The sequence below is a fragment of the Thermomonas haemolytica genome (genome assembly GCF_004346265.1).
GTDB lineage: Bacteria > Pseudomonadota > Gammaproteobacteria > Xanthomonadales > Xanthomonadaceae > Thermomonas > Thermomonas haemolytica.
Window position 1 is genome coordinate 132463 of sequence record NZ_SMAP01000005.1, and the last position, 26178, is coordinate 158640.

Genomic DNA, 26178 nt, shown 5'->3' on the forward strand with positions numbered 1-26178 from the left:
GCCCTGCCCATCTTCCATCGCCTTCCAACGCGGTCATCGCCATGCAGGACAATCCCAACTTGCTGGTCTTCTCGGGCAACGCCAACAAGCCACTGGCGAACGCGGTGTGCCGCGAGCTCGGGGTGCGCCCCGGCAAGGCGCTGGTGAGCCGCTTCTCCGACGGCGAGGTGCAGGTCGAGATCGAGGAGAGCGTGCGCGGGCAGGAGGTGTTCGTCATCCAGCCCACCAACGCGCCGACCGCCGAGAACTTCATGGAGCTGCTGGTGCTGATCGACGCGCTCAAGCGCGCATCGGCGGCCAGCGTCACCGCGGTGGTGCCGTACTTCGGCTACGCCCGCCAGGACCGCCGCCCGCGCTCGGCGCGAGTGCCGATCACCGCCAAGGTGGCGGCCAAGATGTTCGGCGCGGTGGATGCCGACCGGGTGCTGACGGTGGACCTGCACGCCGACCAGATCCAGGGCTTCTTCGACATCCCGGTGGACAACGTGTACGCCTCGCCGCTGCTGCTGGCGGACATCTGGCGCGTGCACGGCACCGACAACGTGATCGTGGTATCGCCCGACGTCGGTGGCGTGGTGCGCGCGCGCGCGATCGCCAAGCGCCTGGACGACGCCGAGCTGGCCATCATCGACAAGCGCCGCCCGAAGGCCAACGTGGCCACGGTGATGAACATCATCGGCGACGTCGAGGGCAAGACCTGCGTGCTGGTGGACGACATCGTGGACACCGCCGGCACCCTGTGCGCCGCCGCCAACGCGCTCAAGGAGCGCGGCGCGCGCAAGGTGGTGGCCTACTGCGTGCACCCGGTGCTGTCGGGCGCGGCGCTGGACAACATCAACCGCTCGTCGCTGGACGAGCTGGTCGTCACCGACACCATCGCGCTGTCGCCGGCCGCCAAGGCCTGCACCAGGATCCGCCAGCTGAGCGTGGCCGAACTGCTGGCCGAGACCATCCGCCGGATGGCCTTCGGCGAATCGGTCAGCTCGCTGTACGTGGATTGATCCCATCCGCGCCGCCGGCCCGCCGGCGGTGCACCCCACTCACCTGGTCGCGGGTGAGTGTCTTCGCCGCCGCGAGGCGGCTTCATCGCAACGAGAAGTGAGTCATCCCATGTCCGAACACACCATCAAGGCCACCAGCCGCAACGTCGAGGGGAAGGGTGCGAGCCGCCGCCTGCGTCGTGCGGCCCAGCTGCCGGCCATCGTCTACGGCGGCAAGTCCGCCCCGCAGGCCATCCAGATCGAGCACGAGCAGATCTGGCTGGCCAGCCACCACGAGTGGTTCTACTCGTCGATCCTGAACCTGGACATCGACGGCAAGGTCGAGCAGGTCCTGCTGCGCGACATGCAGCGCCACCCGTACAAGCAGCTGATCATGCACCTGGACTTCCAGCGCGTGGACGCCAGCCAGGCGCTGCGCACCAAGGTCCAGCTGCACTTCCTGAACCAGGAGAAGTCGCCGGCCGGCAAGACCAGCGGCGTGGTCATCACCCACGAGCTGACCGAAGTGGAAGTGAGCTGCCTGCCGAAGGACCTGCCGGAGGCGATCGAAGTCGACCTGGGCGAGCTGGCCGTGGGCGCCGTGGTGCACCTGTCCGACCTCAAGCTGCCGCCCGGCGTCGAGCTGCCGGCGCTGAAGCTGGGCAAGGAGCATGACGTGGCCGTGGTCATCGCCAAGCACGCCAAGGAAGAGGAAGAGGGCGATGCCGCTGCGCCGGCCGCGGCCGAGGTGCCGGCCACCAAGGCCGCCAAGAAGGACGACAAGTAATCCCAAGCGCAGCGTCCCGGCGCGCGGCCTGGCCGCCGCCGGGACGGTTGCGGCGGGAGATGCACGATGGCCGGTCTTCGCCTCATCGTCGGGCTGGGCAACCCCGGTGCCGAGTACCTCCGAACCCGGCACAACGCCGGGTTCTGGTTTATTGACGCGCTGGCGCAGGCCGCCGGCGCGCGCTTCGGGCTGGAAAGCAAGCTGTTCGGCGAGACCGCGAAGGTGGACATCGCCGGCCAGCCGGTGTGGCTGCTGCGTCCGGCGACCTTCATGAACGCCAGCGGCAAGTCGATCACCGCCGCGCTGCGCTACTGGAAGATCGAGCCGGAGGAGATGCTGGTGGCGCATGACGAGCTGGACCTGCCGCCGGGCGTGGCGCGCCTGAAGTTCGACGGCGGCCACGGCGGCCAGAACGGGCTGCGCGACACCATCCGCCTGCTCGGGCATGCGCGCTTCCACCGCCTGCGCATCGGCATCGGCCATCCCGGGCACAAGGACAAGGTGACGCCGTGGGTGCTGGGGCGCCCGGGCGCGGCCGACGAGGCCCTGATCCTGCGTGCGATCGGCGACGCCGCCGACGTGCTGCCGCTGGCGGTGCGCGGCGACTTCATGGAGGCGATGACGCGGCTGCACACAGCCAAGGCGTGAGCGGCGATTGGTGATTGCCGGCTTGAGCGCGCGCGCCCGAGCCGGCAATCACGAATCCCGGAACACGGATCCATCATGGGCATCAAATGCGGCATCGTCGGACTGCCGAACGTCGGCAAGTCCACCCTGTTCAACGCGCTGACCAAGGCGGGCATCGCCGCGGCCAACTTCCCGTTCTGCACGATCGAGCCGAACGTCGGCGTGGTGCCGGTGCCGGACCTGCGGCTCAACGCGCTGAGCGAGATCGTCAAGCCGCAGAAGGTGGTGCCGACCGCGGTCGAGTTCGTGGACATCGCCGGGCTGGTGGCCGGCGCAGCCAGCGGCGAGGGCCTGGGCAACAAGTTCCTGGCGCACATCCGCGAGGTGGATGCGATCTGCCACGTGGTGCGCTGCTTCGAGCACCCCGACGTGATCCACGTCGCCAACAAGGTCGATCCGATCGCCGATATCGAGACCATCGACACCGAGCTGGCGCTGGCCGACCTGGAGTCGGTGGACAAGGCGATCGCCCGCTACGAGCGCGTCGCCAAGGGCGGCGACAAGGACGCCAAGGCGAAGATCGAGGTGCTGGGCAAGCTGCGCGCTGCGCTGGACGCGGGCAAGGCCGCGCGCACGGTGGCGCTGGACGAGGAACAGCGCGCGCTGGTGCGCGAGCTGTTCCTGCTCACCATGAAGCCGGTGATGTACGTGGCCAACGTGCTGGAGGACGGCTTCACGGACAACCCGCACCTGGACGCGGTGCGCGCGCGCGCGGCCGGCGAGGGCGCCGAGGTGGTGCCGGTGTGCGCGGCGATCGAGGAAGAGCTGAGCCAGCTGGACGAGGCCGACCGCGATGCCTTCCTGGCCGACCTCGGGCTGGACGAGCCGGGCCTGAACCGGGTGATCCGCGCCGCCTACAAGTTGCTTGGGTTGCAGACCTACTTCACTGCCGGCGTGAAGGAAGTGCGCGCGTGGACGGTCAAGGCCGGTGCCACCGCGCCGCAGGCCGCGGGCGTGATCCACACCGATTTTGAGAAGGGCTTCATCCGCGCAGAGACGATTGCCTACGACGACTTCATCAAATACCGCGGTGAGGCCGGTGCGCGTGAAGCGGGGCGGTTGCGCCTGGAGGGCAAGGACTATCGCGTGCAGGAAGGCGACATCCTGCATTTCCGCTTCAACGTCTGACCTCCACGCCGGTTGCACCACGACGAAGCCGCGCCATTGCGCGGCTTCGTCGCATCTGCCGTACGCCGGCGGTTCAGCCCAGCGGCCAGTCCAGCTCGCCGCGTACCACCGGCACCGCGCGCCCGCCGGACCAGACCTCGCCCTGCGCATCCACGGTCAGTTCGAGGATGGCATCGAAGCCCACTTCGCGGCCCTGGCTGACGCGGTAGAAGCCGCCGGGGCTGGGCGGCAGCGCGCCGCGTTCGGCCAACCAGGCGGCAAGGGTGGCGTTGGCGGCGCCGGAGGCGGCGTCCTCGAAGCGTGCCGGCGCGCCCACGAAGGCGCGCACCGCGTAGTAGTACACCGGGTCATGGCTGCGCGCGTACACGAACAGGCCCATGCTGTCGGTGGCCTCGGCCAGCGTGGCGATTGCCTCCCAGTCCGGGGTGATGCTGCGCAGATGGGCTTCATCCGCCAGTTCCACCAGCCACCAGCGGCGCCCGCCGTCCATCAGCACCGGCGGCAGTGCGCCCAGGCGCAGGCCGGCCAGCGCGGCGGCGAGGCGGGCATCGTCGGGCGCGGCGATCTCCTGCACCCGCGCGCGCGGCGTGCGTACCGCGACGGTACGCGTACTGCCTGCCCCGCGTACGCGCAGCGGCAACAGGCCGGCGATGCCTTCCTGCACCAGCAGCGGCGTGCCGTCGGCGTCGATGCGGGGCGTCACCAGCCCCGCCTCCAGCAGCGCATACGCGGTGCCGACGCTGGGATGGCCGGCGAACGGCACCTCCCGGCGCGGGCTGAAGATGCGGAGGGCGTGGGTGGCCTCCGGCGCGGTGGGCGGGAACACGAAGGTGGTTTCCGGCAGCCGCGTCCAGCGCGCGATGGCCTGCATCGCGGCAGCGTCCAGGCCGCGTGCATCCAGCACCACCGCCAGCGGATTGCCGGCGCCGGGGCGGGAGGCGAACACGTCGAGTTGAACGAATGGGCGGGGCATGGCGAGGGGGCGCGAAAAGGGCGCGCAGATTACCAGTCCAGCCGGCCTTCGATCACCTGCTGCACCTGGCCGCCGATCCAGACCTCGCCATCGCCATCCACCCGCACCAAGACCCGTCCGTCGCGGCCCAGTTCGCGGCCCTGGCTGGCCACGTAGGTGCCATCCGCGCCCGGCAGCCGCCCCTGGCGGTGCAGGCAGGCGGCGATGGCGGCATTCGCGCTGCCGGTGACCGGGTCTTCCGGCACGTTCACCGCGTCCCCAGGGCAGAACGCGCGCACCGCCAGCGCATGCTGGGCGGATGCTTCGAAGGCATATACCGCGACCCCGGTGGCGGCGGTGGCATTGGTCCAGGCCGCGAGCGCGGAAAAGTCCGGCCGGAACGCGCGCAGCGCGGCGGCGGAAGCGGCTTCCAGCAACCACCAGCGCGGGCCGTTGTCCCACAGCATGGCCTGCGTGCCGGGCGCGATCAGGGCATCCAGCCCGTTCGGCAGCGCGCCGTCATGACGCGCGACTTCGCGCGCGCGCGGGCTGCGCACGAACGGCAGCAACTGCGCGTCCTGCATCTCGATCCGCACCGGCAGGTTCCCGGCGCCGCACTGCTGCACCAGCCTGCCGGCGCTGGGTTGCGCCAGGCGATGCTGGACGACGGCCCAGGCCGCGCCCACGCTGGGGTGGCCGGCGAACGGCAGCTCGCTGCCCGGGGTGAAGATGCGGATGCGGTAGTCGGCGCCGGCCTCGGGTGGCAGGAAGAACACCGTCTCCGAGAGATTCAGCCAGGCCGCCAGCGACTGCATCGCGGCGCCGTCCAGGCCCTGCGCATCCAGCACCACGCCGAGCGGGTTGCCCTGGCCGGGGCGGGCGGCGAACACATCCAGCTGCAGATAACGACGGATCATGGCGGGCAATCGACGGACGCCGGGGCGGGGCCGCTAGAATGCACCAGTGCCGCGGCCCGCGGCATTTTCTTCATCTGCCGTCCTCGTTCCTTCCGACTCCCTTAATCCCCGCGGATCCATGTCCACACGTCCCCTCGCGTCCGATGCTGGCTGGCTGGTGCTCAAGTTCGGTGGCACCTCGGTCTCCAAACGCACGCGCTGGGACACCATCGGCCGGCTGGCGGCGGCCCGGGCGCAGGAAGACGGCGCGCGGGTGCTGGTGGTGGTTTCGGCGCTGTCGGGCGTCACTAACGAATTGACGGCAATCGCCGACGGCGCGGCGGATGCGCCCGCACGCGTGGCACAGCTGGAAGCGCGCCACCGCGCGTTTGCCGGCGAGCTCGGGCTGGACGCCGAGGCCGTGCTGGGTGCGCGCCTGGCCGCGCTGCGCGGCCTGCTGGAGGATCCGCGCGCCGCCGACCGCCTGCTCGACTGGCAGGCCGAGGTGCTGGCGCAGGGCGAGCTGCTGTCCTCCACCCTCGGCGCGGCCTACCTGCGCGCGCAGGGGCTGGACATCGGCTGGATGGACGCCCGCGACTGGCTCACCGCGCTGCCGCCGCAGCCCAACCAGAGCGCGTGGGCGCAGCGGCTGTCGGTGAACTGCCAGTGGCAGCCCGATCCCGGCTGGCGCGCGCGTTTCGCCGCGCAGCCCAGCCACCTGCTGATCACCCAGGGCTTCATCGCCCGCCACCAGGATGGCGGCACCGCGATCCTCGGGCGCGGCGGCTCCGACACCTCGGCCGCCTATTTTGGCGCGCTGCTGGGTGCGCGCCGGGTGGAGATCTGGACCGACGTGCCGGGCATGTTCAGCGCCAACCCGCGCGAGGTGCCGGACGCGCGCCTGCTGACCCGTCTGGACTATTACGAGGCGCAGGAAATCGCCACCACCGGTGCCAAGGTGCTGCACCCGCGCTCGCTGCGGCCCTGCCGCAACAGCGGCGTGCCGATGGCGATCCTCGACACCGAGCGCCCGCACCTGCCGGGCACCCGCATCGACGAGGCCGCGGAGCCGGTGCCCGGGGTGAAGGCGATCAGCCGCCGCAACGGCATCGTGCTGGTGTCGATGGAAAGCATCGGCATGTGGCAGCAGGTGGGCTTCCTGGCCGACATCTTCGAACGCTTCAAGCGCCACGGGCTGTCGGTGGACATGATCGGCTCGGCCGAGACCAACGTGACGGTGTCGCTGGACCCGTCCGAGAACCTGGTCACCACCGACGTGCTCTCGGCGCTGTCGGCCGACCTCGCCGAGATCTGCCGGGTGCGGGTGATCGCGCCGTGCGCGGCGATCACCCTGGTCGGGCGCGGCATGCGCGCGCTGCTGCACAAGCTGCAGGACGTGTGGGCGATGTTCGGGCGCGAGAACGTGCATCTGATTTCGCAGTCCTCGAATGATCTGAACCTCACCTTCGTGGTGGACGAGGCCGCGGCCGACGGCATGCTGCCCAGGCTGCACGCGGCGCTGATCGACTCCGGCGCGATGCCGGTGTACGAGGCCGAGGTGTTCGGCCCGCGCTGGCGCGAGATCGAAGGGTCTTTCAGGCCGCGCCCGGTGCCGTGGTGGCGGGCGCCGCAGGAGCGCGCGGCGCTGCTGCAGCTGGCGCAGGACGCCACGCCGCGCTACGTCTACTACCTGCCGACGGTGCTGGCACGCGCGCGCCAGCTCAAGGCGATCGCCGCGGTGGATCGCCGCTACTACGCGATCAAGGCGAATTCACACCCCGACATCCTGCGCGCGCTGGCGGGCGAGGGCTTCGGGCTGGAATGCGTGTCGCTGGGCGAATTGGAGCGCGTGTTCGCGGCGCTGCCCGGCTTCGATCCGCAGCGGGTGCTGTTCACGCCCAGCTTCGCCCCGATCGACGAATACGCGGCGGCGCTGGCGCGCGGGGTCACCGTCACCGTGGACAACGTGGAGCTGCTGCGGCGCTGGCCGGAGGTGTTCCGCGGGCACGCGCTGTGGCTGCGCATCGACCTCGGCCACGGCGACGGCCACCACGCCAAGGTGAACACCGGCGGCAAGGAAGCCAAGTTCGGGCTGTCGGCGCAGCGGGTGGACGAGTTCGTGGACGCCGCGCGCGCGCTGGACGTGCGCATCACCGGCCTGCACGCGCACCTGGGCAGCGGGATCGAGAGCGTCGGCCACTGGCAGCAGGTGGTGGACGAGCTGGCCGGCTTTGCGCGCCGGATCGGCAGCGTGGAGGTGCTGGACATCGGCGGCGGGTTGCCGATCCCCTACAGCGATGACGACGAGCCGCTCGACCTCGACGCCTGGGGCGCGGGGCTGGCCGCGGTCAAGGCGGTGCACCCGGCGTTCAAGCTGGCGATCGAGCCGGGCCGCTTCCTGGTGGCGGAGGCCGGCGTGCTGCTGGCGCGCGCCACCCAGGTGGTGGAGAAGGACGGCGTGCGCCGGGTGGGGCTGGATGCCGGCATGAACGCGCTGATCCGGCCCGCGCTGTACGACGCCTGGCACGACATCCACAACCTGTCGCGGCTGGACGATGCGGACCGCCACGACTTCGACGTGGTCGGCCCGATCTGCGAATCCAGCGACGTGTTCGGCCACCGCGTCAAGCTGCCCGCCGCCACCGCGCCGGGCGACGTGATGCTGGTCGCGGACGCCGGTGCCTACGGCTTTGCGATGGCCAGTGCCTACAATCTGCGCGCGCTGCCGGGCGAGGCCATCCTCGATCACGACGCGATCGCATCTGCCTGCCAATCCCCATGACCGACTGGACCTTCAACCGCGACGCCATCCGCGTCTTCCGTTTCCTGCACTGCGAGTTCGATGCGCGCAGCGGCATCGCGCGCCTGGCCTACGCCTTCGACGACGGCCCTGCGCTGGTCGAGACCATCACCCTGCCGGGTGCGCCGTTCGTGCTGGACGACGCCCGCGCCGCCGCGGCGGAACGCGCCCTGCGCCTGCTGCATCTGATCGCCGGCGTCAGCTATTACAAGGCGGCGGTGCCGGAGGAAATCCGCATCGATGGCTATGCCATCGATGCCGATACCGCCGCGCTGCTGGAGAGCGTGTACCGCAATGGGCTGGGCGAGTTCGCCTACCGCAACGGGCTGGACCTGCGCGCGCGCATCCGCTTTCCCGCCACGCTCCCCTCTCCCGCCGGGAGAGGGGCTGGGGGTGAGGGTTCGGCGGCTGAGGCTGCCTCTTCGCAAGCCGTACCCTCACCCCAACCCCTCTCCCGGGGGGAGAGGGGCTTTGCCCCCGCGCTCGGCCTGCGCCCGCACGCGCTGGTCGCCATCGGCGGCGGCAAGGATTCGCTGGTCAGCATCGAGGCGCTGCGCGCCGAGGGCGTGGAGCAGACGGTGGCCTGGATCGGCGGCTCGCAGCTGATCGCCGCCTGCGCCGCGCAGACCGGGCTGCCCACCCTCAACATCGGCCGCCAGCTCGCGCCGCAGCTGTTCGACTTCAACCGCCAGGGCGCGTGGAACGGGCATATCCCGGTGACCGCGGTGAACTCGGCCATCCTCGCGTTCGCCGCGGTGGTGCTGGGCGTGGACCAGGTGGTGTTCTCCAACGAGCGCTCGGCCAGCTACGGCTCGCTGATCCCCGGCACCGGCGAGGTCAACCACCAGTGGTCGAAGGGCTGGGCGTTCGAATCGGCGTTCGGTGATTACCTGCAGACGCACGTGGCCGCCGATCTGCGCTACTACTCCCTGCTGCGCCCCTTGAGCGAGCTGGCGGTGGCGCGCCAGTTCGCCAAAACCGACCGCTACGACGCGCATTTCTCCAGCTGCAACCGCAACTTCCACATCCTCGGCGAGCGCCCCACCAGCCGCTGGTGCGGGGTCTGCCCGAAGTGCCATTTCGTGTTCCTCGCGCTGGCGCCGTTCATGCCCAAGCTGCGGCTGGTGGGCATCACCGGCCGCAATCTGCTGGACGATCCGGCGCAGATCCCCGGCTTCGACGCGCTGTTGGAATACCAGGACCACAAGCCGTTCGAATGCGTGGGCGAGGGGCGCGAGTCGCGCGCGGCGATGGCGTTCCTCGCGCAGCGCCCGGAATGGCGCGAGGACGCGGTGGTGCGCCGGTTCGTGCGCGAAATCCTGCCGCAGCTGGACGCGGCCGAGTTGGCCCTCGCGCCGCTGCTGGTGCCGGAGGGCGAGCACCGCATCCCCGCCGCGCTGTGGGAGCGCCTGCGTGACCGCTTCGCTGCCTGAGGTGCTGCGCATCGCCGACCTGGCCGGGCGCCGGGTCGCACTGTGGGGCTGGGGCCACGAAGGCCGCGCCGCCTACCACACGCTGCGCGCGCGCCTGCCCGCGCAGACGCTGACCCTGTTCTGCGACCCGGCCGAGGCCGCGCAGGCCGCGGCCCTGAATGATCCGCGGCTGGCGGTCGAGACCGAGGCCAGCGCCGCGCGCCTGGCCGCGTTCGAGGTGGTGGTGAAGTCGCCCGGGATCAGCCCGTACCGGCCCGAGGCCGCGTTCGCCGCGGCGCAGGGCACCCGCTTCCTCGGCGGCACCGCGCTGTGGTTCGCCGAGCATGCCGACGACGGCACCCTGGCGCGTACGCTCTGCGTCACCGGCACCAAGGGCAAGAGCACCACCAGCGCGCTGCTGGCGCATCTGCTGCGCGCCGCCGGACTGCGCACCGCGCTGGCCGGCAACATCGGCCTGCCGCTGCTGGAGCTGCTGGACGCGCAGGCCGAAGCCTGGGCGATCGAGCTGTCCAGCTACCAGACGGGCGACGTGGCCGCCTCCGGCGCGCGCCCGCAAATCGCCATCGTCACCAACCTGCACCCCGAGCACCTGGACTGGCACGGCGGGCAGGAACGCTACATCGCCGACAAGCTCGCGCTGGTGACCCAGGCGCGCCCGCACATTGCCGTGCTCAACGCCGCCGACCCGCGGCTGGCCACGTTGACGCTGCCCGATAGCGAGATCCGCTGGTACGGCGATGCGCGCGGCTGGCATCTGCGCGGGGATGCGCTCTACCGCGGCGATGAGCACGTGATGGACACCGCGCGTCTGCCGCTGCCGGGCTGCCACAACCGCAGCAATCTGTGCGCGGTGCTCACCGCGCTGGAGGCGTTCGGGCTGGACGCGGCGGCGCTGGCGCCGCGGGCGGCCACGTTCCAGCCGCTGCCGCATCGCCTGCAACCGCTGGGCGAGCGCGACGGGGTGCTGTACGTCAACGATTCGATCAGCACCACCCCGATGGCCACGCTGGCCGCGCTGGAGGTGTATGCCGACCGCCCGGTAGCGGTGCTGGTCGGCGGCCATGACCGCGGCCTGCCGTGGGAGGAATTCGCCGCGGCGATGCGCGTGCGCGCGCCGCGTGCGGTGGTGACCATGGGCCAGAACGGTCCGCGCATCCACGCCCTGCTGGCGCCGGTGGCCGCGCAGGCCGGCTTCACGCTCGGCGCAGCATCCGATCTGGCCGATGCGGTGGCGCAGGCGCGCGCGGCGCTGCCGGCGGGTGGGGTGGTATTGCTCTCACCGGGCGCGCCCAGCTTCGGGGCGTACCCTAACTACGTGGCGCGCGGCCGCCACTTCGCGCAGCTGGCGGGGTTCGACCCCGATGCGATCACTGGCATCCGCGGCATGGGGATCGCGTAAGCCCGCGTCCCTTACGTGCGCTGCCACGGGACGGCGGGCGCGGGTTCACGCCACCTGAATGCGGTTTGCGTAGCGTAGGCGGGTCATTCCTCCCCCGGAGCCTCTGCCATGCGCCGTTTCCTGCTCGCCCTCGGATTGTTGTTCGCCGCCGCCCCCGCGTTTGCCGCCATGCAGGCCAAGCCGGTGGAATGGACGCAGGGCAACGACCGTTTTAGCGGCTACGTGGTGTACGACGATGCCAGCCATGCGCTGCGCCCGGGCCTGCTGATGGTGCCGGACTGGTACGGGGTCACCCCGGCCGCGCTGGACAAGGCCAAGCAGCAGGCCGGCAGCGACTACGTGGTGTTCGTGGTGGACATGTACGGCAAGGGCGTGCGCCCGGCGGATGACAAGCAGGCGCTGGCGCAGGTGCAGACGCTGTACCCGAAGCCGGAGCTGATGCGGGCGCGCATGCTGGCCGCGTTGGAGGCGTTCAAGGCGCAGGCCGGCAAGGTGCCGCTGGATTCCACCCGGATCGGCGCCTTCGGCTTCTGCTTCGGTGGATCTTCGGTGCTGGAGCTGGCGCGCAGCGGCGCCCAGCTGGCCGGGATCGTGACCTTCCACGGCGGCCTGAAGACCGCATCTCCGGCGGCGCCGGGATCGGTGAAGACCCCGCTGCTGGTGCTCAACGGCGCGGCGGATGAAAGCCAGAAGGCCGCGATCGTCCCGTTCGAGGAGGAGATGGACCGCGCCGGCGCCGACTGGCAGTTCGTCAACTTCAGCGGCGCGGTGCACTGCTTCGCGCTGGAAACCGCCGACAAGCCCGGCTGCAAGTACGACCCGCGCGCGGCGCGGCGCGCCTACGCGATGATGCATGCCTTCTTCGCCGGGCGTTTCGCGCTGCGCGAGTAAGCGCGGGCAATCCGGCACGCGGCGTGGGATGCCCGCGCCGCCCCGGCCCGTGTGATGTCAGTGGTCGCGGCTGACCGCGTAGCGCGCCAGCCCGCGCAGCGCCTCGGTGTAGGCATTGTCCGGCAGCGCGGCGAGCGCGTCTTCCGCGGCGCGCGCATGCTCCAGCGCGCGGGCGCGGCTGTAGTCCAGGCTGCCGGCGCGCGCGATCGCCGCCTGCACCACCGGCATGCCGTCGAGGTCGCCCTGCTCGACGATCCGCCGCAGCTGCGCGCGGGTGGCGGCATCCACCTGCTGCATCGCGTGGATCAGCGGCAGGGTCATCTTGCCCTCGGCCAGGTCATCGCCCAGGTTCTTGCCCATCGTCGCCGCATCGGAGGCGTAGTCCAGCACGTCGTCGGCGATCTGGAAGGCATAGCCCAGGGCCAGGCCGTAGTCGCGCAGCGCCCGCCGGGTGGCAGCGTCCGCACCGGCCAGCAGCGCGCCCAGCTCGGTCGCGGCGGCGAACAGGATCGCGGTCTTGCGTTCGATCACGCGCAGGTAGGCGGCCTCATCGGTGTCCGGGTTGCGCACGTGCAGCAGCTGCAGCACTTCGCCTTCGGCAATCGTGTTGGTGGTATCGGCGAGAAGCTTCTGCACGTCCATCCGCTCCAGCTCCACCATCAGCTGGAAGCTGCGCGAGTACAGGAAATCCCCCACCAGCACCGAGGCCGCATTGCCCCACACCGCATTCGCGGTCCTGCGCCCGCGGCGCAGGTCGGATTCGTCCACCACGTCGTCGTGCAGCAGGGTCGAGGTATGGATGAACTCCACCACCGCCGCCAGCTGGTGCGCATCCGCGCCACGGTGGCCCAGGGCGCCGGCCGCCAGCAGCAGCAGCATCGGCCGCAGCCGCTTGCCGCCGGCACCGATGATGTACTCCGCGATCTGGTTCACCAGCACCACGTCCGAGGCCAGCCGGTGGCGGATCAGGGCGTCCATCGCGGCCATGTCGGGTGCGGCCAGGGACTGGATCGCCTTCAGGTCGGGCGCGGCGTGGTCGTGGGCGGATGCGGTCATGGGCCGGGATCTGCGGGGAGTCCGGAAGTATAAGCGCTGGGGTGTTTTCCGACCCCGCGGCGCGGGCTGCACCGGCGGTCGCCAGCTATACTGCGCTGGCATCGTCCACCACGGGCGAAACGAGATGAGAGGCAATCCATGGCACGCGGCGTAAATAAGGTCATCCTGGTCGGCAACCTCGGCAACGACCCGGACGTGAAGTACACCCAGGGCGGAATGGCGATCACCACCTTGAGCGTGGCGACCACCAGCGTGCGCAAGGACCGCGACGGCAACCCGCAGGAAAAGACCGAGTGGCACCGCGTGAAGCTGTTCGGCAAGCTCGGCGAGATCGCCGGCGAGTACCTGAAGAAGGGCCGCCAGGTCTACATCGAGGGCCGCCTGGAATACGGCTCCTACGAGAAGGACGGGGTGAAGCACTACACCACCGACATCGTGGCCGACGAGATGCAGATGATCGGCGGCGGCGACGGCCAGCGCGGCGGCGGCGAGGGTGGCGGTGGCTACCAGTCCCGCAGTGGCGGCGAAGGCGGCTACTCGCGCGGCGGTGGCAGCGGTGGCGGCTATGGCGGCGGCGACCGCCCGCAGCGCAGCGCCCCGGCCCCGCGCCGCGAGCAGGCGCCTGCGCCTGCCGCGCCTGCCGCGTTCGACGACGTGCCGTTCGACGACGACATCCCGTTCTGAAATTCGCCTCGCCGCGCACGCGCGGCACGGAGCCCCGCATGAGCGGTCGCCAGCGCCAGTTGCGCATGCGTTTCCTCGCCGAGCCGTCGGACGTGAATTTCGGCGGCAAGGTCCACGGCGGACAGGTGATGAAGTGGGTCGACCAGGCCGGCTATGCCGCCGCGGTCGGCTGGAGCGGCCAGTACAGCGTCACCGTGGCGGTGGGAGGATTCCGCTTCGTGGCGCCGATCCGGATCGGTGATCTGGTCACGGTGGAGGTCACCTTGGTGTATACCGGGACGACCTCGATGCATTTCGCGGTGGACGTGCGTGCGCGCGACCCGCGTGCGGACGAGGCCGAGGCGCGGCTGTGCACGCATTGCGTGATCGTGTTCGTGGCGCTGGCGTCGCCGGAAGGCTCCCCGGTGCCGGTGCCGCCTTGGCGGCCGGCGACCGAGGAAGATCGGCTCATGGCCGAATACGCGCAGCAGGTGATGGCGCTGGCGCGCAACGCGGAGCAGGCGATCGCGCGCTACCGGCCGGACGCCGGCGGCTGATTCGAGCGGATTCGCTCCGGCGCACCGGTGCGAGCCCCGGATGCGACGACGCCGCCCGCAGGCGGCGTCAACGAGATTCCGTCTTCCATGCTGCGGCGGTATGCCGCGCCGGGGGTCAGCCCGCGGCCGGCAGCCGGCGCGCTTCCATGTACTTCTGCGCCCAATAGCCGCTGGTCAGGCTGGACACGGTGACATCGCGCCCGGTGCGCGGGGCGTGCAGGAACTGGCCGTTGCCGATGTAGATGCCGACATGGTCGATGTGGCCGCGGCGGCCGAAGAACACCAGGTCGCCTTCGGCCAGCGCGTCGCGGCTGACGATGCGGGTGCCTTCGCTGGCCATCGCGCGCGAGACGCGCGGCAGGTCGATGCCGATGGTGCGGAACACGTAGCTGACCAGGCCGCTGCAGTCGAAACCGGCCTCCGGCGAGCTGCCGCCGTAGCGGTAGGGCGTGCCGAGCAGGGTGAAGGCGCGCTGCAGCACGCTCTTGATCAGCGAGCCGCCGTTGGCGTCGGCCGCGGCGGAGGCGCTGCCGCCGTTCTGCAGCTGATCCTGCGCCTTCTGCAGGGCCTGTAACTGCGCGGCCGGCGGCGGATTATCGGGGGTGGCGATGCTGGCGGCGGTCGGCAGGGCGGCGGCGATCGCCGACAGCGGCGCCGCCGGGGTCGCGGAGGCGGCGGGTGCGGTCGCAGCCGCTTCGTCGGCCTTGGCCGGCGGCGGGTTCATGGCCCACGCCGGCAGGCTGGCGGCGGACAGCGCCAGCACAGCGAGGATGGCGGGGAAACGACGATGTCGGGGGGCGGTATGGCCGTGGGGCAGGTGGTCTGTCTTCACGCGGTCATCACGGTGCCGGAAACGAACGGCGACTATGCCCGCCCGTGGCCGGCAAAGGGTTCAGAAAACGTTAGGGAATCCGGAGATGAACAGGCGCATTGCCCTGTTCAGGTGGTGCCGGTTGCGAAAATGTGACGTGATTCGCTTTTTAGTACAGCAGCCGCCGCGCGCCGCGGTAATGGTCGCGCCACCAAGGCCCGTCCAGATGATCCAGCCGCACCGTGCCGCCGCTGCTGGGCGCGTGCACGAACCGGCCTTCGCCCACATAGATCCCGACGTGGCTGACCTCGCCGTGGCTGCCGAAGAACACCAGGTCGCCGCCAGTCAGCTGGGAGGGCGGAATCCGCGGGCCTTCCAGCGCGGCCAACTCGCGGGTGGTGCGCGGCAGGCGCAGGTCGAGCATGTCGCGGTATACGTAGCCGACCAGCCCGCTGCAATCGAAGCCGCCTTCCGGGGTGTTGCCGCCGTAGCGGTAGGGCGTGCCGACCAGGCTGATGGCGCGGATCAGCACCGCATTGGCCTTGGCGGGGTCGGCCGGCGGCAGCACCGGCCAGGCGTGGCTGCGGTCGGCGACCGGGCGCGCGGGACGCGGCCCGGGGCCACTGCCGCAGCCGGCCAATGCCGTCGCCAGAAGCAATAGCGCAAGGCATGGCGCCAGCCGCGCGTAGCGTCGATAATGCGGCTCCGGTCGCTGGTTGCAGTCGGCTGGTTTCATCCACGCGCAGTGTCGGCGCATCCGCCGGCGACCACAAGCGCCCCACCGAAAGCGAGCACCCATGAAGATCGAAAAAGACCGCGTCGTCCGTTTCCACTATGCCGTGGCCGAAGCCGGCCAGGCCCCGATGGAAAGCTCGAAGGACGTCGGCGAGCCGCTGGCCATCCTGTTCGGCCACGGCCAGATCATCCCCGGCCTGGAGAAGGCGATGGAAGGGCGCGAGGCCGGCGACAGCTTCAAGGCCGCCGTCACCGCCGCCGAGGCCTACGGCGAGCGCCGCGAGGGCCTGACCCAGCGCATCCCCAAGAAGCACTTCGGCGAGCAGAAGCTCGCGCCCGGCATGCAGGTGGTGCTGAACACCAACTTCGGCCCGCGCGCGGTCACCATCGAGAAGGTGGGCATGAGCGTGGTGGACGTCGACCTCAACCACCCGATGGCCGGCAAGGACCTGGAGTTCGACATCGAAGTGGTGGACGTGCGCGAAGCGTCCGAGGAAGAGCTGGCGCACGGCCACGTGCACGGCGAGGGCGGCCACCACCACTGACGCAGCATCTGCCCCGCGCCGGCGCGGGGCAGGACAGGGGGCGACATGGCGGCAGGCGCGACGGTCGATTGCCTGGTGGTGGGCGCGGGAGTTTCCGGGCTCGCCACCGCGTTGGCGCTGGTGGAGGCCGGGCGCGATGTCACCGTGATCGAGGCCGGGGCGGTCGGCAGCGGCGCCTCGCACGGCAACTGCGGCACCCTCACGCCCAGCCATGCCCCGCCATTGGCGGGGCCGGGCACGCTGGCGCGGGTGCTGCGCTGGATGTTCACCCCGGACGCTCCGTTGTACGTCAAGCCCAGCCTGTCGCCCAGCCGCCTGCGCTGGTTCCTGGGCTTCGCCCGCCGCTGCAACGCGCGCGACTATGCCGCCAGCGCGCGCGCCAAGTACGCCCTGCTGGCGGATTCGCGCCAGCGCATCGCGGACTGGATCGCACGCCACGGCCTGGACTGCGGGTTTACCGAGGCCGGCGAGGACTACGTATTCCGCACCCGCCGCGCGCTGGACGCCGAGCTGGAGGATCTGCCCCTGCTGCGCGCGCTGGGGATCGACGTCGAGGTCTTCGACGGCGCGGCCTACGAGGCGCAGGAGCCGGCGCTGAAACCCGGCGTGGCCGGCGCCATCCGATTCCGCGGCGATGCCGCGCTGCGGCCCGACCACTACGTGTCGGAACTGGCGCGCGTGCTGCGCCTGCGCGGCGGGCACGTGTTCGAGCGTTGCCAGCTGCGCGGCCTGGCCCGCGATCGCCACGGCCTGGTGGCGGATACCAGCCGCGGCCGCATCCAGGCCCGCGACGTGGTGCTGGCCACCGGCGCCTGGGCGCCGCTGCTGGCGCGCACGGTCGGCCTGCGCTGGCTGCGCGGCGCGATCCAGCCCGGCAAGGGCTATTCGATCACCTACGCACCGCCCGCGCTGCTGCCGAAGCGGGCGCTGGTGCTGATCGAGCCCTCGGTCTGCGTCACGTCCTGGCGCGGCGGCTACCGGCTGGGCAGCACGATGGAGTTCTCCGGCTTCGACGACAGCTTGAACGAGCGCCGCCTGGGCGCGCTGGAGCGCGGCGCGACGGAGTTCCTGCGGCAGCCCACCGGGCCCGAGGTGCAGGAGAAATGGTGCGGCTGGCGGCCGATGAGCCGCGATGACATCCCGCTGATCGGCCGCGCCCCCGGCCAGCCGGGCCTGTGGCTGAACCTCGGCCACGGCATGATGGGCGTGGGCATGAGCGCCGGCGGCGGGCAACTGCTGGCCGACCTGATCAGCGGTCGCGCGCCGGACCTGGACCCGGCCCCGTTCGATCCCGCGCGCTTCGTCTGACGGCGCGTCCCGATCCCGTGCCCGGCATGCGGCTGGACGCACACGGTGGCGTGCGGCGCCAGTGGGCGGCTTTCCGGAGCGGCTGTATCTGCATGCCCGTCGGCAGACGCCTCCGGCCTGGCTACTTGTCGGGAGGGCCGCACATCGTCGAAAGTGGCAGGCTTGCGCATCCCTCCACCCAGCCGGCGCATCGCGAGAGTCCGTCCGCGACCGCCCACGGCCCCTGCTTTCATTCCCCTGACCCGCATGAAGATCCTGCTTGCCCGCCACGGCGAAACCCCGTGGAATGCCGAAGGCCGCTACCAGGGCCGCACCGACATCCCGCTGTCCGCGACCGGTATCGCCCAGGCGCAGGCGCTGGGCCGGCGCCTGCGCGAGGTGCCGATCGCGCGCGCGGTGGCCTCGCCGCTGGCGCGCGCGGCGGAGACGGCGCGGCTGGCCTTGGGCGAGGCGCGCGCCGGGATGCTGCAATTCGACGACGGTCTGCTGGAGATCGGCCACGGCAGTTGGGAGGGCCTGCTGACCTCCGAGATCGCCGCGCGCGATCCCGAGCGCCTGGCGGCCTGGCGGCAGGCGCCGGAGACTGTGCAGATGCCGGGCCCCGGCGGTGAATCCTTGCAGCAGGTACTGGATCGCGCCTGGCCCGCGCTGGCGCGCGCCTGCGCGGGATTGGCAGAGGACGACGTGCTGCTGGTGGTCGCCCACGATGCCGTCAACCGGGTGCTGCTGGCGCGCATCCTGGGCATCCCGCTGGCACGGCTGTGGGGCTTCCGGCAGGCGCCGGCCACGCTCAACCTGCTCGAAGGGCCGACGCTGGAGGTGCTGGACGTGGTGCGCCTGAACGATGCCACCCACCACACCGCGCTGTTCGGCGAAGCCAAGCACCGCGCGCTGTAATCTTCGCTCCCCTGGTTCCTGCGATCCTGCGATGCCGCGCACGCTTGCCGACTGGCTGGCCTTCATCGAGCGCCAGCACCCCCAATCGATCGCCATGGGCCTGGAGCGGGTGCGCGCGGTGGCCGCGCGGCTGGGCCTGGAGCGCCCGGCGACGCGGGTGGTCACCGTCGGTGGCACCAATGGCAAAGGGTCCACGGTCGCGTTCATCGAGGCCATCGCCCGCGCGCAGGGCCTGCGCGTGGCCGCCTACACCTCGCCGCACCTGCTGCGCTTCAACGAGCGCATCCGCATCGATGGCCGCGAGGTCGAGGATGCCGAGCTCATCGCCGGCTTTGCGGCGGTGGAGGCCGCGCGCGGCGAGGTGCCGCTGACCTATTTCGAATATGCCACCCTGTGCGCGCTGTGGCTGTTCCAGCGCGCGCAGCTGGACCTGGCGGTGCTGGAGGTGGGCCTCGGCGGGCGGCTGGACGCGGTCAACCTGGTGGATGCGGATGCTGCCGTCATCACCACGGTTGACCTCGACCACCAGGAGTGGCTGGGCCACGACACCGAGGCCATCGGCTTCGAGAAGGCCGGCATCGCACGCCCGTTCAAGCCGCTGGTGCTGGGCGACGACGATCCGCCGTCCAGCGTGCTGCGGCATGCCTATGCGATCGGTGCGTCGGCGTGGCGGATCGCCAACGACTTCTTCGCCGAACCGGTGGACGCGGCACATTGGCGCTGGCGCGAGGTCGGCTACGAGATCGTGCTGCCGCTGCCGATGCAGGCGCAGGGCGCGCCGGTGCAGCTGCGCAACGCCGCCTGCGCGATCGCCGCGCTGCGTGCGCTGGACCTGCCGCTGGACGATGCCGCGATTGCGCGCGGCGTGGACACGGCCGCGGTGGCCGGCCGGCTGCAGCGCTTCCAGCGCGATGGCGTGGAGGTGCTGGTGGATGTCGGCCATAACCCGCAGGCGGCGCGCGCGCTGGCCGGCTGGCTGCGCGCGCATCCGGGCCGGCGCACGCGGGCGGTGTACGCGGCGCTGGGCGACAAGGACGCGGCGGGCGTGGTGCGCGCGCTGGAGGGCGTGGTGGAAGCCTGGCATTGCGCCGGCTCGCGCGCCGCCGGGACGCGCGGGATCGAGGTGGCCGAGCTGTTGCAGCGGCTGCATGGGGAGATGGCAGAGGACAGCAGCCACGCCGACGTGGCCGACGCGCTGCGCGCGGCGCTGGCGCAGGCCGCCCCGGACGGGCGGGTGCTGGTGTTCGGCTCCTTCCACGCCGCGGCCGAGGCCCTGCGCCTGCTGGGCGGCGACGCCTGAACGGCCCGTCGGCGGTGGGCGCATGCCGGTATAATCGCGCCCTCACCATGCCTGGCTGCGCGGAATGCCGATGGATGCTTCGCTGAAACAGCGCCTGGTCGGCGCGGCCGTGCTGGTCGCGCTGGCGGTCATCTTCCTGCCAATGCTGGTCAAGGGCCCGGCGCCCGACAGCGGTGTCACCGGGGTGTCGATGAAAGTACCGGCGGAACCGAAGCCGGAGAGCGGCACGGTGACCCAGGACCTGCCGCTGGTGGTGCCCGGGCAGGCGCCCGCGGGCGGGGTGTCCGGGATGCCGGCCACGCTCCCGGTCACGCCGGGCGAACCCGCCGCCGATAACGCGCCTGACGCCACGCCGGCCACCACGCCGCTGGCGGCAGTGGCCGCCGGTGACTACGCGGTCAGCTTCGGCAATTACGCCAGCGAGGCGGATGCGGACAAGGTCATCGCCGCCCTGCGCGCGGCCGGGCTGCCCGGCTACCGCGAGCCGGTGACCCTCGCCGGCAAGCCGGCCCAGCGCGTGCGCATCGGCCCGTTCGCCGATCGCGCCGTGGCCGAGTCCGCGCGCCTGCGCGCCGGCCAGGTCCGTACCGACGTGGACACCCGCGTGGTGGTGCTGGATGCCGCCGCCGATGCGCCGGCTGCCACTACCGTCACCACCGCCACGGCTGCGCCCGCCGCGCCCGTGCCGGCGACTCCCGCGCGGCCCGAGGTTCCGGCCACGCCGCCGGCGCCGAAGCCGACCGCCACGGCCGCCGCCGCGCCGGCCAAGGCCGTCGAAAAAGCCGCCGACAAGCCGGCCGACAAGCCCACGCCGAAGGTGGCGGAGAAGCCGGCTGCCGCCGCCAGTTCCGCGCAGATGCCCAAGGCCGAGCCGCCGGCGAGCGCGCCGGCCAATCCGGCGAACACCGGTTTCGTGGTCCAGATCGGGGCGTTCGCCTCGGCTCCGGACGCGCTGGCCCAGCGCGATGCCCTGCGCAAGGCCGGATTCAACGCCTTCACCGACACCGTGCCCGGCCCGAACGGCACCCTCACCCGGGTGCGGGTGGGCCCGGTGCTGACCCGCGCCGAGGCGGAGGCGCTGAAGGCCAGGCTGAAGGCCGCCGGCAAGGACGGCATGGTGCGTCCGCATCCCTGAGCCGCGGAGCCAGCTCCGCCCCGATCCCGTTTTCCAGCGTCACGGCATCTCCAAGGAATCCCCTGCATGTGCGGCATCGTCGGTATCGTCGGCCAGAGCGAAGTGGCCGGGCTGCTGTATGACGGCCTGACCGTCCTCCAGCATCGTGGCCAGGACGCGGCCGGCATCGCCACCGCCGAGGGCGGCAAGCTGCGCGTGCACAAGGGCAATGGCCTGGTGCGCGACGTGTTCGACGCCCGCGCGATGGGCCTGCTGCAGGGGCGGATCGGGATCGGCCATTGCCGCTATCCCACCGCCGGCAGCGAGGGCAGCGACGAGGCGCAGCCGTTCTACGTCAACTCGCCCTACGGCATCGCGCTCGCGCACAACGGCAACCTGGTGAACACCGAGGCGCTGCGGCGCGAGGTGTTCGAGCAGGACCGCCGCAACATCAACACCGAGTCCGATTCGGAAGTGCTGCTGAACGTGTTCGCGCACGAGCTGGACACCCAGAAGGCGCTGACGCCGGAGGCGGTGTTCGCCGCGATCGAGGGCGTGAACCGGCGCGCGCGCGGCGGCTACGCGGTGGTGTGCACGGTGCTGGGCCTCGGCCTGGTTGCGTTCCGCGATCCGCATGGCATCCGTCCGCTGGTGCTGGGCAAGCGCAGCAGTGCCGCGGGCGAGGAATACATCGTCGCCTCCGAATCGGTGGCGCTGGACGTGCTGGGCTTCGAGCGCGTGCGCGACGTGGCGCCGGGCGAGGGCCTGGTCATCACCGCGCGCGGCGAGCTGCACGCGCGCCGATGTGCGCCGGAGATGCCGCATGCGCCGTGCATCTTCGAGTACGTGTACTTCGCGCGCCCGGACTCGATGATCGAGAACATCTCGGTGCACAAGGCGCGCATGCGCATGGGCGTGACCCTGGGCGAGAAGATCCTGCGCGAGCGCCCCGACCACGACATCGACGTGGTGATCCCGATCCCCGACACCAGCCGCGATTCCGCGTTGGAGATCGCCAACGTGCTGGGCGTGAAGTACCGCGAGGGCTTCATCAAGAACCGCTACGTCGGCCGCACCTTCATCATGCCGGGGCAGGGCGAGCGCGCGAAGTCGGTGAAGCGCAAGCTCAACCCGATTCCGCTGGAGTTCCGCAACCGGGTGGTGCTGCTGGTGGACGATTCCATCGTGCGCGGCACCACCAGCCGCCAGATCGTGCAGATGGCGCGCGATGCCGGCGCGCGCAAGGTGTACCTGGCCTCGGCGGCGCCGCCGGTGCGCCATCCGAACGTGTACGGCATCGACATGCCGTCCAGCGAGGAGCTGGTGGCGCACGGCCGCAGCGAGAAGGAAATCGAGCAGCTGCTGGGCTGCGACTGGCTGGTGTACCAGGACCTGGCCGACCTCGAGGCCGCGGTCGCTGGGCCCAAGTTCCCGGGCCGCAAGTTCGATTCGTCCTGCTTCAGCGGCGAATACGTCACCGGGATCGATCCCGACTATTTCGAGCGCATCAAGCAGCTGCGCTCGGACGAGGCGAAGAAGAAACGCAGGGCGTCCTGACGGGGCGCGACGTTGCGGGGCCCGATGCGAACCGCAGGGCGAGACCGGGCTCCTCGGCCTGGCGTGTTGCGGGGGATGCGTTTCAAGTCGCTCCCCGATACTCGCTTGGTTGAAACGCATCCCCCGCAACACGCCTCGCGACATTCTTGGTTGCCGATATGAAGAGCCTCTTCACCGCCGCCCGCACCTGCCTCGACGCCGCCACGCCGGACGCCAAGCCCGCGCTGACGCTGGCGATGGCGGAGGCGTTCGCGCGCGGTGAACTGGCCATCGACGGCGATGCCCCGCCGCCGGAGCCGATCCGGATGCCGGGCCGGCCCGCGCGCCCGCGCCTGGTGCATCCGCGCGACCTGCCGCGGCGCGGCTTCGGAAGCCGGGAGGGGCGCGCCGCCTTCATCCATGCGGTGGCGCATATCGAGTTCAACGCCATCGACCTCGCCTGGGACGCGGTGTACCGCTTTCGCGGGATGCCTTCGGAGTATTACGCGGACTGGGTAGTGGTGGCCCGCGACGAGGCCCGGCACTTCCACCTGCTGCGCGCGCGGCTGCGCGAGTTCGGCCACGACTACGGCGACTTCGACGCCCACAACGGCCTGTGGGAGATGGCCGAGAAGACCGCGCACGACGGCCTTGCGCGCATGGCGCTGGTGCCGCGCGTGCTGGAGGCGCGCGGGCTGGACGTGACGCCGGGCATGATCGTGAAGCTGCGGTCGCTGGGCGATGACGCCACCGCGGACATCCTGGAGGTCATCCTGCGCGAGGAAGTGGCGCACGTGGCCGCCGGCAGCCGCTGGTACCGCTGGTACTGCGAACGCGCCGGGGTGGAGCCGCGCGCGCGCTTCCGCGAACTGCTGCGCGAATACGCCAGCGGCGTGCTGCACAAGCCGTTCAACACCGAGGCGCGGCTGCAGGCGGGGTTCGACCCGGAGGAACTGGAGAGCCTGCTGGCCGAAGCGGACTGACCGCGGCCGCCGTCAGGCCGGGGTGAGGGCCGCCAGCATGCAGCCGTCGGGCGTCACCCGCAGCACCGAGCCCTGTTCGTACCAGTCCCCCAGCACGATGCGGGTACGGCCGTGGCCCTCGTCGTGGATCGCCGGGCGATGGGTGTGGCCGTGGATCATGCGGCGCACGCCGTGACGCTCGAAGAAGGCTTGCACCGTGGCCGGCGCCACGTCGCCGATGGTCTCGGCCATGCCCTGGGCCGCCAGCTCGCCGTAGCGCGCCTGGCTGGCCGCGCGCGCCTGCGCCGCGAACGCCAGCCGCGCCGCCAGCGGCTGCGCGAGGAACTGCGCCTGCCACTGCGGGTCGCGGGTCTGCGCGCGGAACTGCTGGTAGGCGGTGTCATCCGTGCACAGCAGGTCGCCATGCAGCAGCAGCGTGGGCGTGCCGTACAGGTCCACCACGGTCGGATCGTCCAGCAAGGCCATGCCGCAGCGCGCGGCATAGGCCTGCCCCAGCAGGAAATCGCGGTTGCCGCGGATGAAGGACACCGGCACGCCCGCCTCCACCAGCGCACGCAGGCGGTCGGCCACGAAGGCGCCGGCGTCGGACGGATCGTCGTCGCCCACCCAGGCCTCGAACAGGTCGCCGAGGATGTAGAGCGCGTCGGCGCCGCGCGCCTCGCCATCGAGGAAGCGGCCGAACAGCGCGGTGATCTCCGGGCGTTCCGGGTCGAGGTGGAGGTCGGAAACGAAAAGCGTGGTCATCGGTGGAGTGTAAGGCGGCGCGCTAGAATGCGCCGTTTCCGGAATTGTGCTCTGCGATGACCGTCCGCACCCGTTTCGCCCCGTCCCCCACCGGCTACCTGCACATCGGCGGCGCGCGCACCGCGCTGTACTGCTGGCTGTACGCGCGCCGGCACGGCGGCCAGTTCGTGTTGCGGATCGAGGACACCGACCGCGAGCGCAGCACCCAGGCGGCGATCGACGCGATTTTGCAGGCGATGGACTGGCTGGGGCTGGATTACGACGAAGGCCCGATCTACCAGACCCACCGCCTCGACCGCTACCGCGAGGTGGCCGAGCAGCTCATCGCCTCCGGCCATGCCTACTACGCCTACGAGACCAAGGAGGAACTCGAGGCGATGCGCGAGGCGGCGATGGCCGCTGGCGAGAAGCCGCGCTACAACGGTGCCTACCGCGATGCCAACGCCGGTTGGCGCGACGACCCGAACCGGGTGATCCGTTTCAAGAATCCGCTGGAGGGCACGGTGGCCTGGGACGATGCGGTGAAGGGCCGGATCGAGATCGCCAACAGCGAGCTGGACGATCTGGTCATCTTCCGCAGCGATGGTTATCCGACTTACAACTTCGCGGTGGTGGTGGACGACATCGACATGGCCATCACCCACGTGGTGCGCGGCGACGACCACGTCAACAACACTCCGCGCCAGATCAACATTTACCGCGCGCTGGGCGCGCCGGTGCCGGTGTTCGCGCACCTGCCGATGATCCTCGACGAGCATGGTGCCAAGCTGTCCAAGCGCACTGGCGCAGCCGACGTGATGCAGTACCGCGACGCCGGCTACCTGCCGCATGCGCTGCTGAACTACCTGGTGCGGTTGGGCTGGTCGCACGGCGACCAGGAGATCTTCTCGATCGCGCAGATGCAGTCGCTGTTCGACCTGGCCGACGTCAACGCCAAGGCCTCGCGGCTGGATGCGGCCAAGCTCGGCTGGATGAACCAGCAATACCTGAAGACGGACGATCCCGAGGCCGTCGCCAGACATCTGGTCTGGCACCTGCAGCAGGCCGGTTATGACCTCGCCAGCGGCCCGAAGCCGGCCGAGCTGGTGCTGGCCCTGCGCGAGCGCGTGCAGACCCTGAAGGAAATGGCGGAGAAGTCCGCGGTGTGGTTCCAGCCGCTGGCCGACTACGACGCGGCGGCGGTGGCCAAGCACCTGGTGCCCGCCGCGCAGGCGCCGCTGATGGAGGCGCGCGCGCGCCTGGCCGCGCTGGCGGAATGGACCCCGGAGGCGATCGCCGACGCGCTGAAGGCGACCGCCGAGGCGCAGGGCATCGGTATGGGCAAGATCGCGCAGCCGATGCGGGTGGCCATCACCGGTACCCAGGTCAGCCCCGATATCGGCTGGACGGTCTACCTGTGCGGACGCGAGCAGGCGCTGGCGCGGATCGACGCCGCCCTTGCAAAGATTCCCGCGGCGACCTAAATCAAGGCCATGGCCAAGCCGCACGCCTGCACCGACCCCCGCCACCACGTGCACGACGCGCACGGGTTCGTGGCGGCGGTCGAGCGTGCCTGCGGCGAACGCGGGCTGCGCCTCACCGCGCCGCGCGCGCGCGTGCTCGGCCTGATCGCCGAGGCCGGCCAGCCGGTGAAGGCCTACGACCTGCTGGACCGCTTCCGCGCGCTGGACGACGCCGGCAGCGTGGCGCCGCCGACGGTGTACCGCGCGCTGGATTTCCTGCTTGCCAACGGCTTCATCCACAAGCTGGAGTCGATCAATGCGTTCGTGGCCTGCCACCATCCGAACGCGGCCCAGCACTCGGTGCCGTTTTTGATCTGCGACCGTTGCCATTCCGCGACCGAGCTGGAGGACGCCAGCATCGTCGCCCAGCTCGACGCGTCCGCGCGCGCCCTGGGCTTCGCCCCGCAGGCGCAGACGCTGGAAGTGCACGGCCTGTGCGCGCGCTGCGCACAGGCCGCCTGAGTCTCGAAGACT

General features: G+C 71.2%; 25 protein-coding genes. 19 read left to right on the top strand and 6 right to left on the bottom strand.

Going from position 1 to position 26178, the window contains the following annotated elements:
* Positions 1-41 precede the first annotated feature (41 nt).
* The 4 genes from EDC34_RS08085 (at position 42) to ychF (ending at position 3582) form a co-directional block, all read left to right on the top strand.
* The gene (locus EDC34_RS08085) at positions 42-1001 is read left to right on the top strand and encodes a ribose-phosphate diphosphokinase (protein ID WP_114959991.1); all 960 of its coding nucleotides are present in this window, start codon (positions 42-44) and stop codon (positions 999-1001) included.
* Positions 1002-1110: 109 nt separating this feature from the next.
* Positions 1111-1767, top strand: coding sequence for a 50S ribosomal protein L25/general stress protein Ctc (locus EDC34_RS08090; protein ID WP_114959992.1), 657 nt, complete (start codon positions 1111-1113; stop codon positions 1765-1767).
* A 66-nt stretch (positions 1768-1833) separates the two neighbouring features.
* Complete coding sequence (gene pth / locus EDC34_RS08095) at positions 1834-2415, top strand: aminoacyl-tRNA hydrolase (RefSeq protein ID WP_114959993.1); 582 nt, start codon at positions 1834-1836, stop codon at positions 2413-2415.
* A 75-nt stretch (positions 2416-2490) separates the two neighbouring features.
* Entirely contained in the window at positions 2491-3582 is a 1092-nt protein-coding gene (ychF, locus tag EDC34_RS08100; RefSeq protein WP_114959994.1) for a redox-regulated ATPase YchF, read from the top strand.
* A gap of 73 nt (positions 3583-3655) precedes the next feature.
* Here ychF and EDC34_RS08105 read toward each other — a convergent pair whose 3' ends face one another.
* Both EDC34_RS08105 and EDC34_RS08110 read right to left on the bottom strand, forming a co-directional pair.
* Positions 3656-4555 carry a PhzF family phenazine biosynthesis protein gene (locus tag EDC34_RS08105; protein WP_114959995.1) on the bottom strand — a complete coding sequence of 300 codons (900 nt, stop codon included), beginning with the start codon at positions 4553-4555 and terminating at the stop codon, positions 3656-3658.
* A gap of 29 nt (positions 4556-4584) precedes the next feature.
* The gene (locus tag EDC34_RS08110) at positions 4585-5451 is read right to left on the bottom strand and encodes a PhzF family phenazine biosynthesis protein (protein ID WP_114959996.1); all 867 of its coding nucleotides are present in this window, start codon (positions 5449-5451) and stop codon (positions 4585-4587) included.
* 118 nt (positions 5452-5569) lie between these two features.
* On the opposite strand from EDC34_RS08110, the gene EDC34_RS08115 reads away from it, so the two are divergent.
* The 4 genes from EDC34_RS08115 to EDC34_RS08130 all read left to right on the top strand — a co-directional run bounded on the left by EDC34_RS08115 (position 5570) and on the right by EDC34_RS08130 (position 11953).
* Complete coding sequence (locus tag EDC34_RS08115; RefSeq protein ID WP_114959997.1) at positions 5570-8212, top strand: bifunctional aspartate kinase/diaminopimelate decarboxylase; 2643 nt, start codon at positions 5570-5572, stop codon at positions 8210-8212.
* A complete protein-coding gene (gene murL, locus EDC34_RS08120) occupies positions 8209-9663 on the top strand; it encodes a UDP-N-acetyl-alpha-D-muramoyl-L-alanyl-L-glutamate epimerase (protein WP_114959998.1) in 1455 nt (484 codons plus the stop codon). The genes EDC34_RS08115 and murL overlap by 4 nt, the downstream gene beginning before the upstream one ends.
* 4 nt (positions 9664-9667) lie before the next feature.
* Positions 9668-11062 (top strand): UDP-N-acetylmuramoyl-L-alanine--D-glutamate ligase, encoded by a 1395-nt coding sequence (gene murD, locus EDC34_RS08125; RefSeq protein ID WP_114960042.1) that lies wholly within the window; start codon positions 9668-9670, stop codon positions 11060-11062.
* A gap of 108 nt (positions 11063-11170) precedes the next feature.
* The gene (locus EDC34_RS08130; protein WP_114959999.1) at positions 11171-11953 is read left to right on the top strand and encodes a dienelactone hydrolase family protein; all 783 of its coding nucleotides are present in this window, start codon (positions 11171-11173) and stop codon (positions 11951-11953) included.
* Positions 11954-12010: 57 nt separating this feature from the next.
* Here EDC34_RS08130 and EDC34_RS08135 read toward each other — a convergent pair whose 3' ends face one another.
* Complete coding sequence (locus tag EDC34_RS08135) at positions 12011-13009, bottom strand: polyprenyl synthetase family protein (protein ID WP_114960000.1); 999 nt, start codon at positions 13007-13009, stop codon at positions 12011-12013.
* A 138-nt stretch (positions 13010-13147) separates the two neighbouring features.
* Between EDC34_RS08135 and ssb the strand changes: the two genes are divergently transcribed.
* Both ssb and EDC34_RS08145 read left to right on the top strand, forming a co-directional pair.
* Positions 13148-13693, top strand: coding sequence for a single-stranded DNA-binding protein (gene ssb, locus EDC34_RS08140; RefSeq protein WP_114960001.1), 546 nt, complete (start codon positions 13148-13150; stop codon positions 13691-13693).
* A gap of 38 nt (positions 13694-13731) precedes the next feature.
* Positions 13732-14229 (top strand): acyl-CoA thioesterase, encoded by a 498-nt coding sequence (locus tag EDC34_RS08145; protein WP_114960002.1) that lies wholly within the window; start codon positions 13732-13734, stop codon positions 14227-14229.
* Positions 14230-14344: 115 nt separating this feature from the next.
* Here the strand turns inward: EDC34_RS08145 and EDC34_RS08150 are convergent, their stop codons facing one another.
* Together EDC34_RS08150 and EDC34_RS08155 are read right to left on the bottom strand one after the other, a co-directional pair.
* A complete protein-coding gene (locus EDC34_RS08150) occupies positions 14345-15061 on the bottom strand; it encodes a C40 family peptidase (RefSeq protein ID WP_240311081.1) in 717 nt (238 codons plus the stop codon).
* 148 nt (positions 15062-15209) lie between these two features.
* Entirely contained in the window at positions 15210-15776 is a 567-nt protein-coding gene (locus EDC34_RS08155) for a C40 family peptidase (RefSeq protein WP_114960003.1), read from the bottom strand.
* A 61-nt stretch (positions 15777-15837) separates the two neighbouring features.
* Between EDC34_RS08155 and EDC34_RS08160 the strand changes: the two genes are divergently transcribed.
* From EDC34_RS08160 to EDC34_RS08190, 7 genes are all read left to right on the top strand, one after another.
* Positions 15838-16320, top strand: coding sequence for an FKBP-type peptidyl-prolyl cis-trans isomerase (locus EDC34_RS08160; protein WP_114960004.1), 483 nt, complete (start codon positions 15838-15840; stop codon positions 16318-16320).
* Between the two features lie 45 nt (positions 16321-16365).
* Complete coding sequence (locus tag EDC34_RS08165; RefSeq protein WP_114960005.1) at positions 16366-17628, top strand: NAD(P)/FAD-dependent oxidoreductase; 1263 nt, start codon at positions 16366-16368, stop codon at positions 17626-17628.
* A gap of 246 nt (positions 17629-17874) precedes the next feature.
* Positions 17875-18525: a histidine phosphatase family protein gene (locus EDC34_RS08170; protein ID WP_114960006.1), complete on the top strand. Its 651-nt coding sequence runs from the start codon at positions 17875-17877 to the stop codon at positions 18523-18525.
* Between the two features lie 31 nt (positions 18526-18556).
* Entirely contained in the window at positions 18557-19825 is a 1269-nt protein-coding gene (folC, locus tag EDC34_RS08175) for a bifunctional tetrahydrofolate synthase/dihydrofolate synthase (protein ID WP_114960007.1), read from the top strand.
* A 70-nt stretch (positions 19826-19895) separates the two neighbouring features.
* Positions 19896-20960 carry an SPOR domain-containing protein gene (locus EDC34_RS08180; RefSeq protein WP_114960044.1) on the top strand — a complete coding sequence of 355 codons (1065 nt, stop codon included), beginning with the start codon at positions 19896-19898 and terminating at the stop codon, positions 20958-20960.
* A 66-nt stretch (positions 20961-21026) separates the two neighbouring features.
* On the top strand, positions 21027-22496 hold the full coding sequence (purF, locus tag EDC34_RS08185) for an amidophosphoribosyltransferase (RefSeq protein ID WP_114960008.1): 1470 nt from the start codon (positions 21027-21029) through the stop codon (positions 22494-22496).
* Between the two features lie 158 nt (positions 22497-22654).
* Positions 22655-23458 carry a ferritin-like domain-containing protein gene (locus EDC34_RS08190; RefSeq protein WP_114960009.1) on the top strand — a complete coding sequence of 268 codons (804 nt, stop codon included), beginning with the start codon at positions 22655-22657 and terminating at the stop codon, positions 23456-23458.
* 12 nt (positions 23459-23470) lie between these two features.
* On the opposite strand, the gene lpxH is transcribed toward EDC34_RS08190, so the two are convergent.
* Positions 23471-24202, bottom strand: a complete 732-nt coding sequence (gene lpxH / locus EDC34_RS08195) for a UDP-2,3-diacylglucosamine diphosphatase (protein ID WP_114960010.1) — start codon at positions 24200-24202, stop codon at positions 23471-23473.
* A 56-nt stretch (positions 24203-24258) separates the two neighbouring features.
* Here lpxH and gltX point away from each other — a divergent pair, with 56 nt between their 5' ends.
* Positions 24259-25665 carry a glutamate--tRNA ligase gene (gene gltX, locus EDC34_RS08200; protein ID WP_114960011.1) on the top strand — a complete coding sequence of 469 codons (1407 nt, stop codon included), beginning with the start codon at positions 24259-24261 and terminating at the stop codon, positions 25663-25665.
* 9 nt (positions 25666-25674) lie between these two features.
* Complete coding sequence (locus EDC34_RS08205; RefSeq protein ID WP_114960012.1) at positions 25675-26166, top strand: transcriptional repressor; 492 nt, start codon at positions 25675-25677, stop codon at positions 26164-26166.
* Positions 26167-26178: the final 12 nt, after the last annotated feature.

What these genes read in the sequence shown, in the direction of transcription:
- EDC34_RS08085 (WP_114959991.1), top strand. Translation starts at nt 42, where the DNA reads ATGCAGGACAATCCCAACTTGCTGGTCTTCTCGGGCAACGCCAACAAG.
- EDC34_RS08090 (WP_114959992.1), top strand. Translation starts at nt 1,111, where the DNA reads ATGTCCGAACACACCATCAAGGCCACCAGCCGCAACGTCGAGGGGAAG.
- pth (WP_114959993.1), top strand. Translation starts at nt 1,834, where the DNA reads ATGGCCGGTCTTCGCCTCATCGTCGGGCTGGGCAACCCCGGTGCCGAG.
- ychF (WP_114959994.1), top strand. Translation starts at nt 2,491, where the DNA reads ATGGGCATCAAATGCGGCATCGTCGGACTGCCGAACGTCGGCAAGTCC.
- EDC34_RS08105 (WP_114959995.1), bottom strand. Translation starts at nt 4,555, where the DNA reads ATGCCCCGCCCATTCGTTCAACTCGACGTGTTCGCCTCCCGCCCCGGC.
- EDC34_RS08110 (WP_114959996.1), bottom strand. Translation starts at nt 5,451, where the DNA reads ATGATCCGTCGTTATCTGCAGCTGGATGTGTTCGCCGCCCGCCCCGGC.
- EDC34_RS08115 (WP_114959997.1), top strand. Translation starts at nt 5,570, where the DNA reads ATGTCCACACGTCCCCTCGCGTCCGATGCTGGCTGGCTGGTGCTCAAG.
- murL (WP_114959998.1), top strand. Translation starts at nt 8,209, where the DNA reads ATGACCGACTGGACCTTCAACCGCGACGCCATCCGCGTCTTCCGTTTC.
- EDC34_RS08130 (WP_114959999.1), top strand. Translation starts at nt 11,171, where the DNA reads ATGCGCCGTTTCCTGCTCGCCCTCGGATTGTTGTTCGCCGCCGCCCCC.
- EDC34_RS08135 (WP_114960000.1), bottom strand. Translation starts at nt 13,009, where the DNA reads ATGACCGCATCCGCCCACGACCACGCCGCGCCCGACCTGAAGGCGATC.
- ssb (WP_114960001.1), top strand. Translation starts at nt 13,148, where the DNA reads ATGGCACGCGGCGTAAATAAGGTCATCCTGGTCGGCAACCTCGGCAAC.
- EDC34_RS08145 (WP_114960002.1), top strand. Translation starts at nt 13,732, where the DNA reads ATGAGCGGTCGCCAGCGCCAGTTGCGCATGCGTTTCCTCGCCGAGCCG.
- EDC34_RS08155 (WP_114960003.1), bottom strand. Translation starts at nt 15,776, where the DNA reads ATGAAACCAGCCGACTGCAACCAGCGACCGGAGCCGCATTATCGACGC.
- EDC34_RS08160 (WP_114960004.1), top strand. Translation starts at nt 15,838, where the DNA reads ATGAAGATCGAAAAAGACCGCGTCGTCCGTTTCCACTATGCCGTGGCC.
- EDC34_RS08165 (WP_114960005.1), top strand. Translation starts at nt 16,366, where the DNA reads ATGGCGGCAGGCGCGACGGTCGATTGCCTGGTGGTGGGCGCGGGAGTT.
- EDC34_RS08170 (WP_114960006.1), top strand. Translation starts at nt 17,875, where the DNA reads ATGAAGATCCTGCTTGCCCGCCACGGCGAAACCCCGTGGAATGCCGAA.
- folC (WP_114960007.1), top strand. Translation starts at nt 18,557, where the DNA reads ATGCCGCGCACGCTTGCCGACTGGCTGGCCTTCATCGAGCGCCAGCAC.
- EDC34_RS08180 (WP_114960044.1), top strand. Translation starts at nt 19,896, where the DNA reads ATGGATGCTTCGCTGAAACAGCGCCTGGTCGGCGCGGCCGTGCTGGTC.
- purF (WP_114960008.1), top strand. Translation starts at nt 21,027, where the DNA reads ATGTGCGGCATCGTCGGTATCGTCGGCCAGAGCGAAGTGGCCGGGCTG.
- EDC34_RS08190 (WP_114960009.1), top strand. Translation starts at nt 22,655, where the DNA reads ATGAAGAGCCTCTTCACCGCCGCCCGCACCTGCCTCGACGCCGCCACG.
- lpxH (WP_114960010.1), bottom strand. Translation starts at nt 24,202, where the DNA reads ATGACCACGCTTTTCGTTTCCGACCTCCACCTCGACCCGGAACGCCCG.
- gltX (WP_114960011.1), top strand. Translation starts at nt 24,259, where the DNA reads ATGACCGTCCGCACCCGTTTCGCCCCGTCCCCCACCGGCTACCTGCAC.
- EDC34_RS08205 (WP_114960012.1), top strand. Translation starts at nt 25,675, where the DNA reads ATGGCCAAGCCGCACGCCTGCACCGACCCCCGCCACCACGTGCACGAC.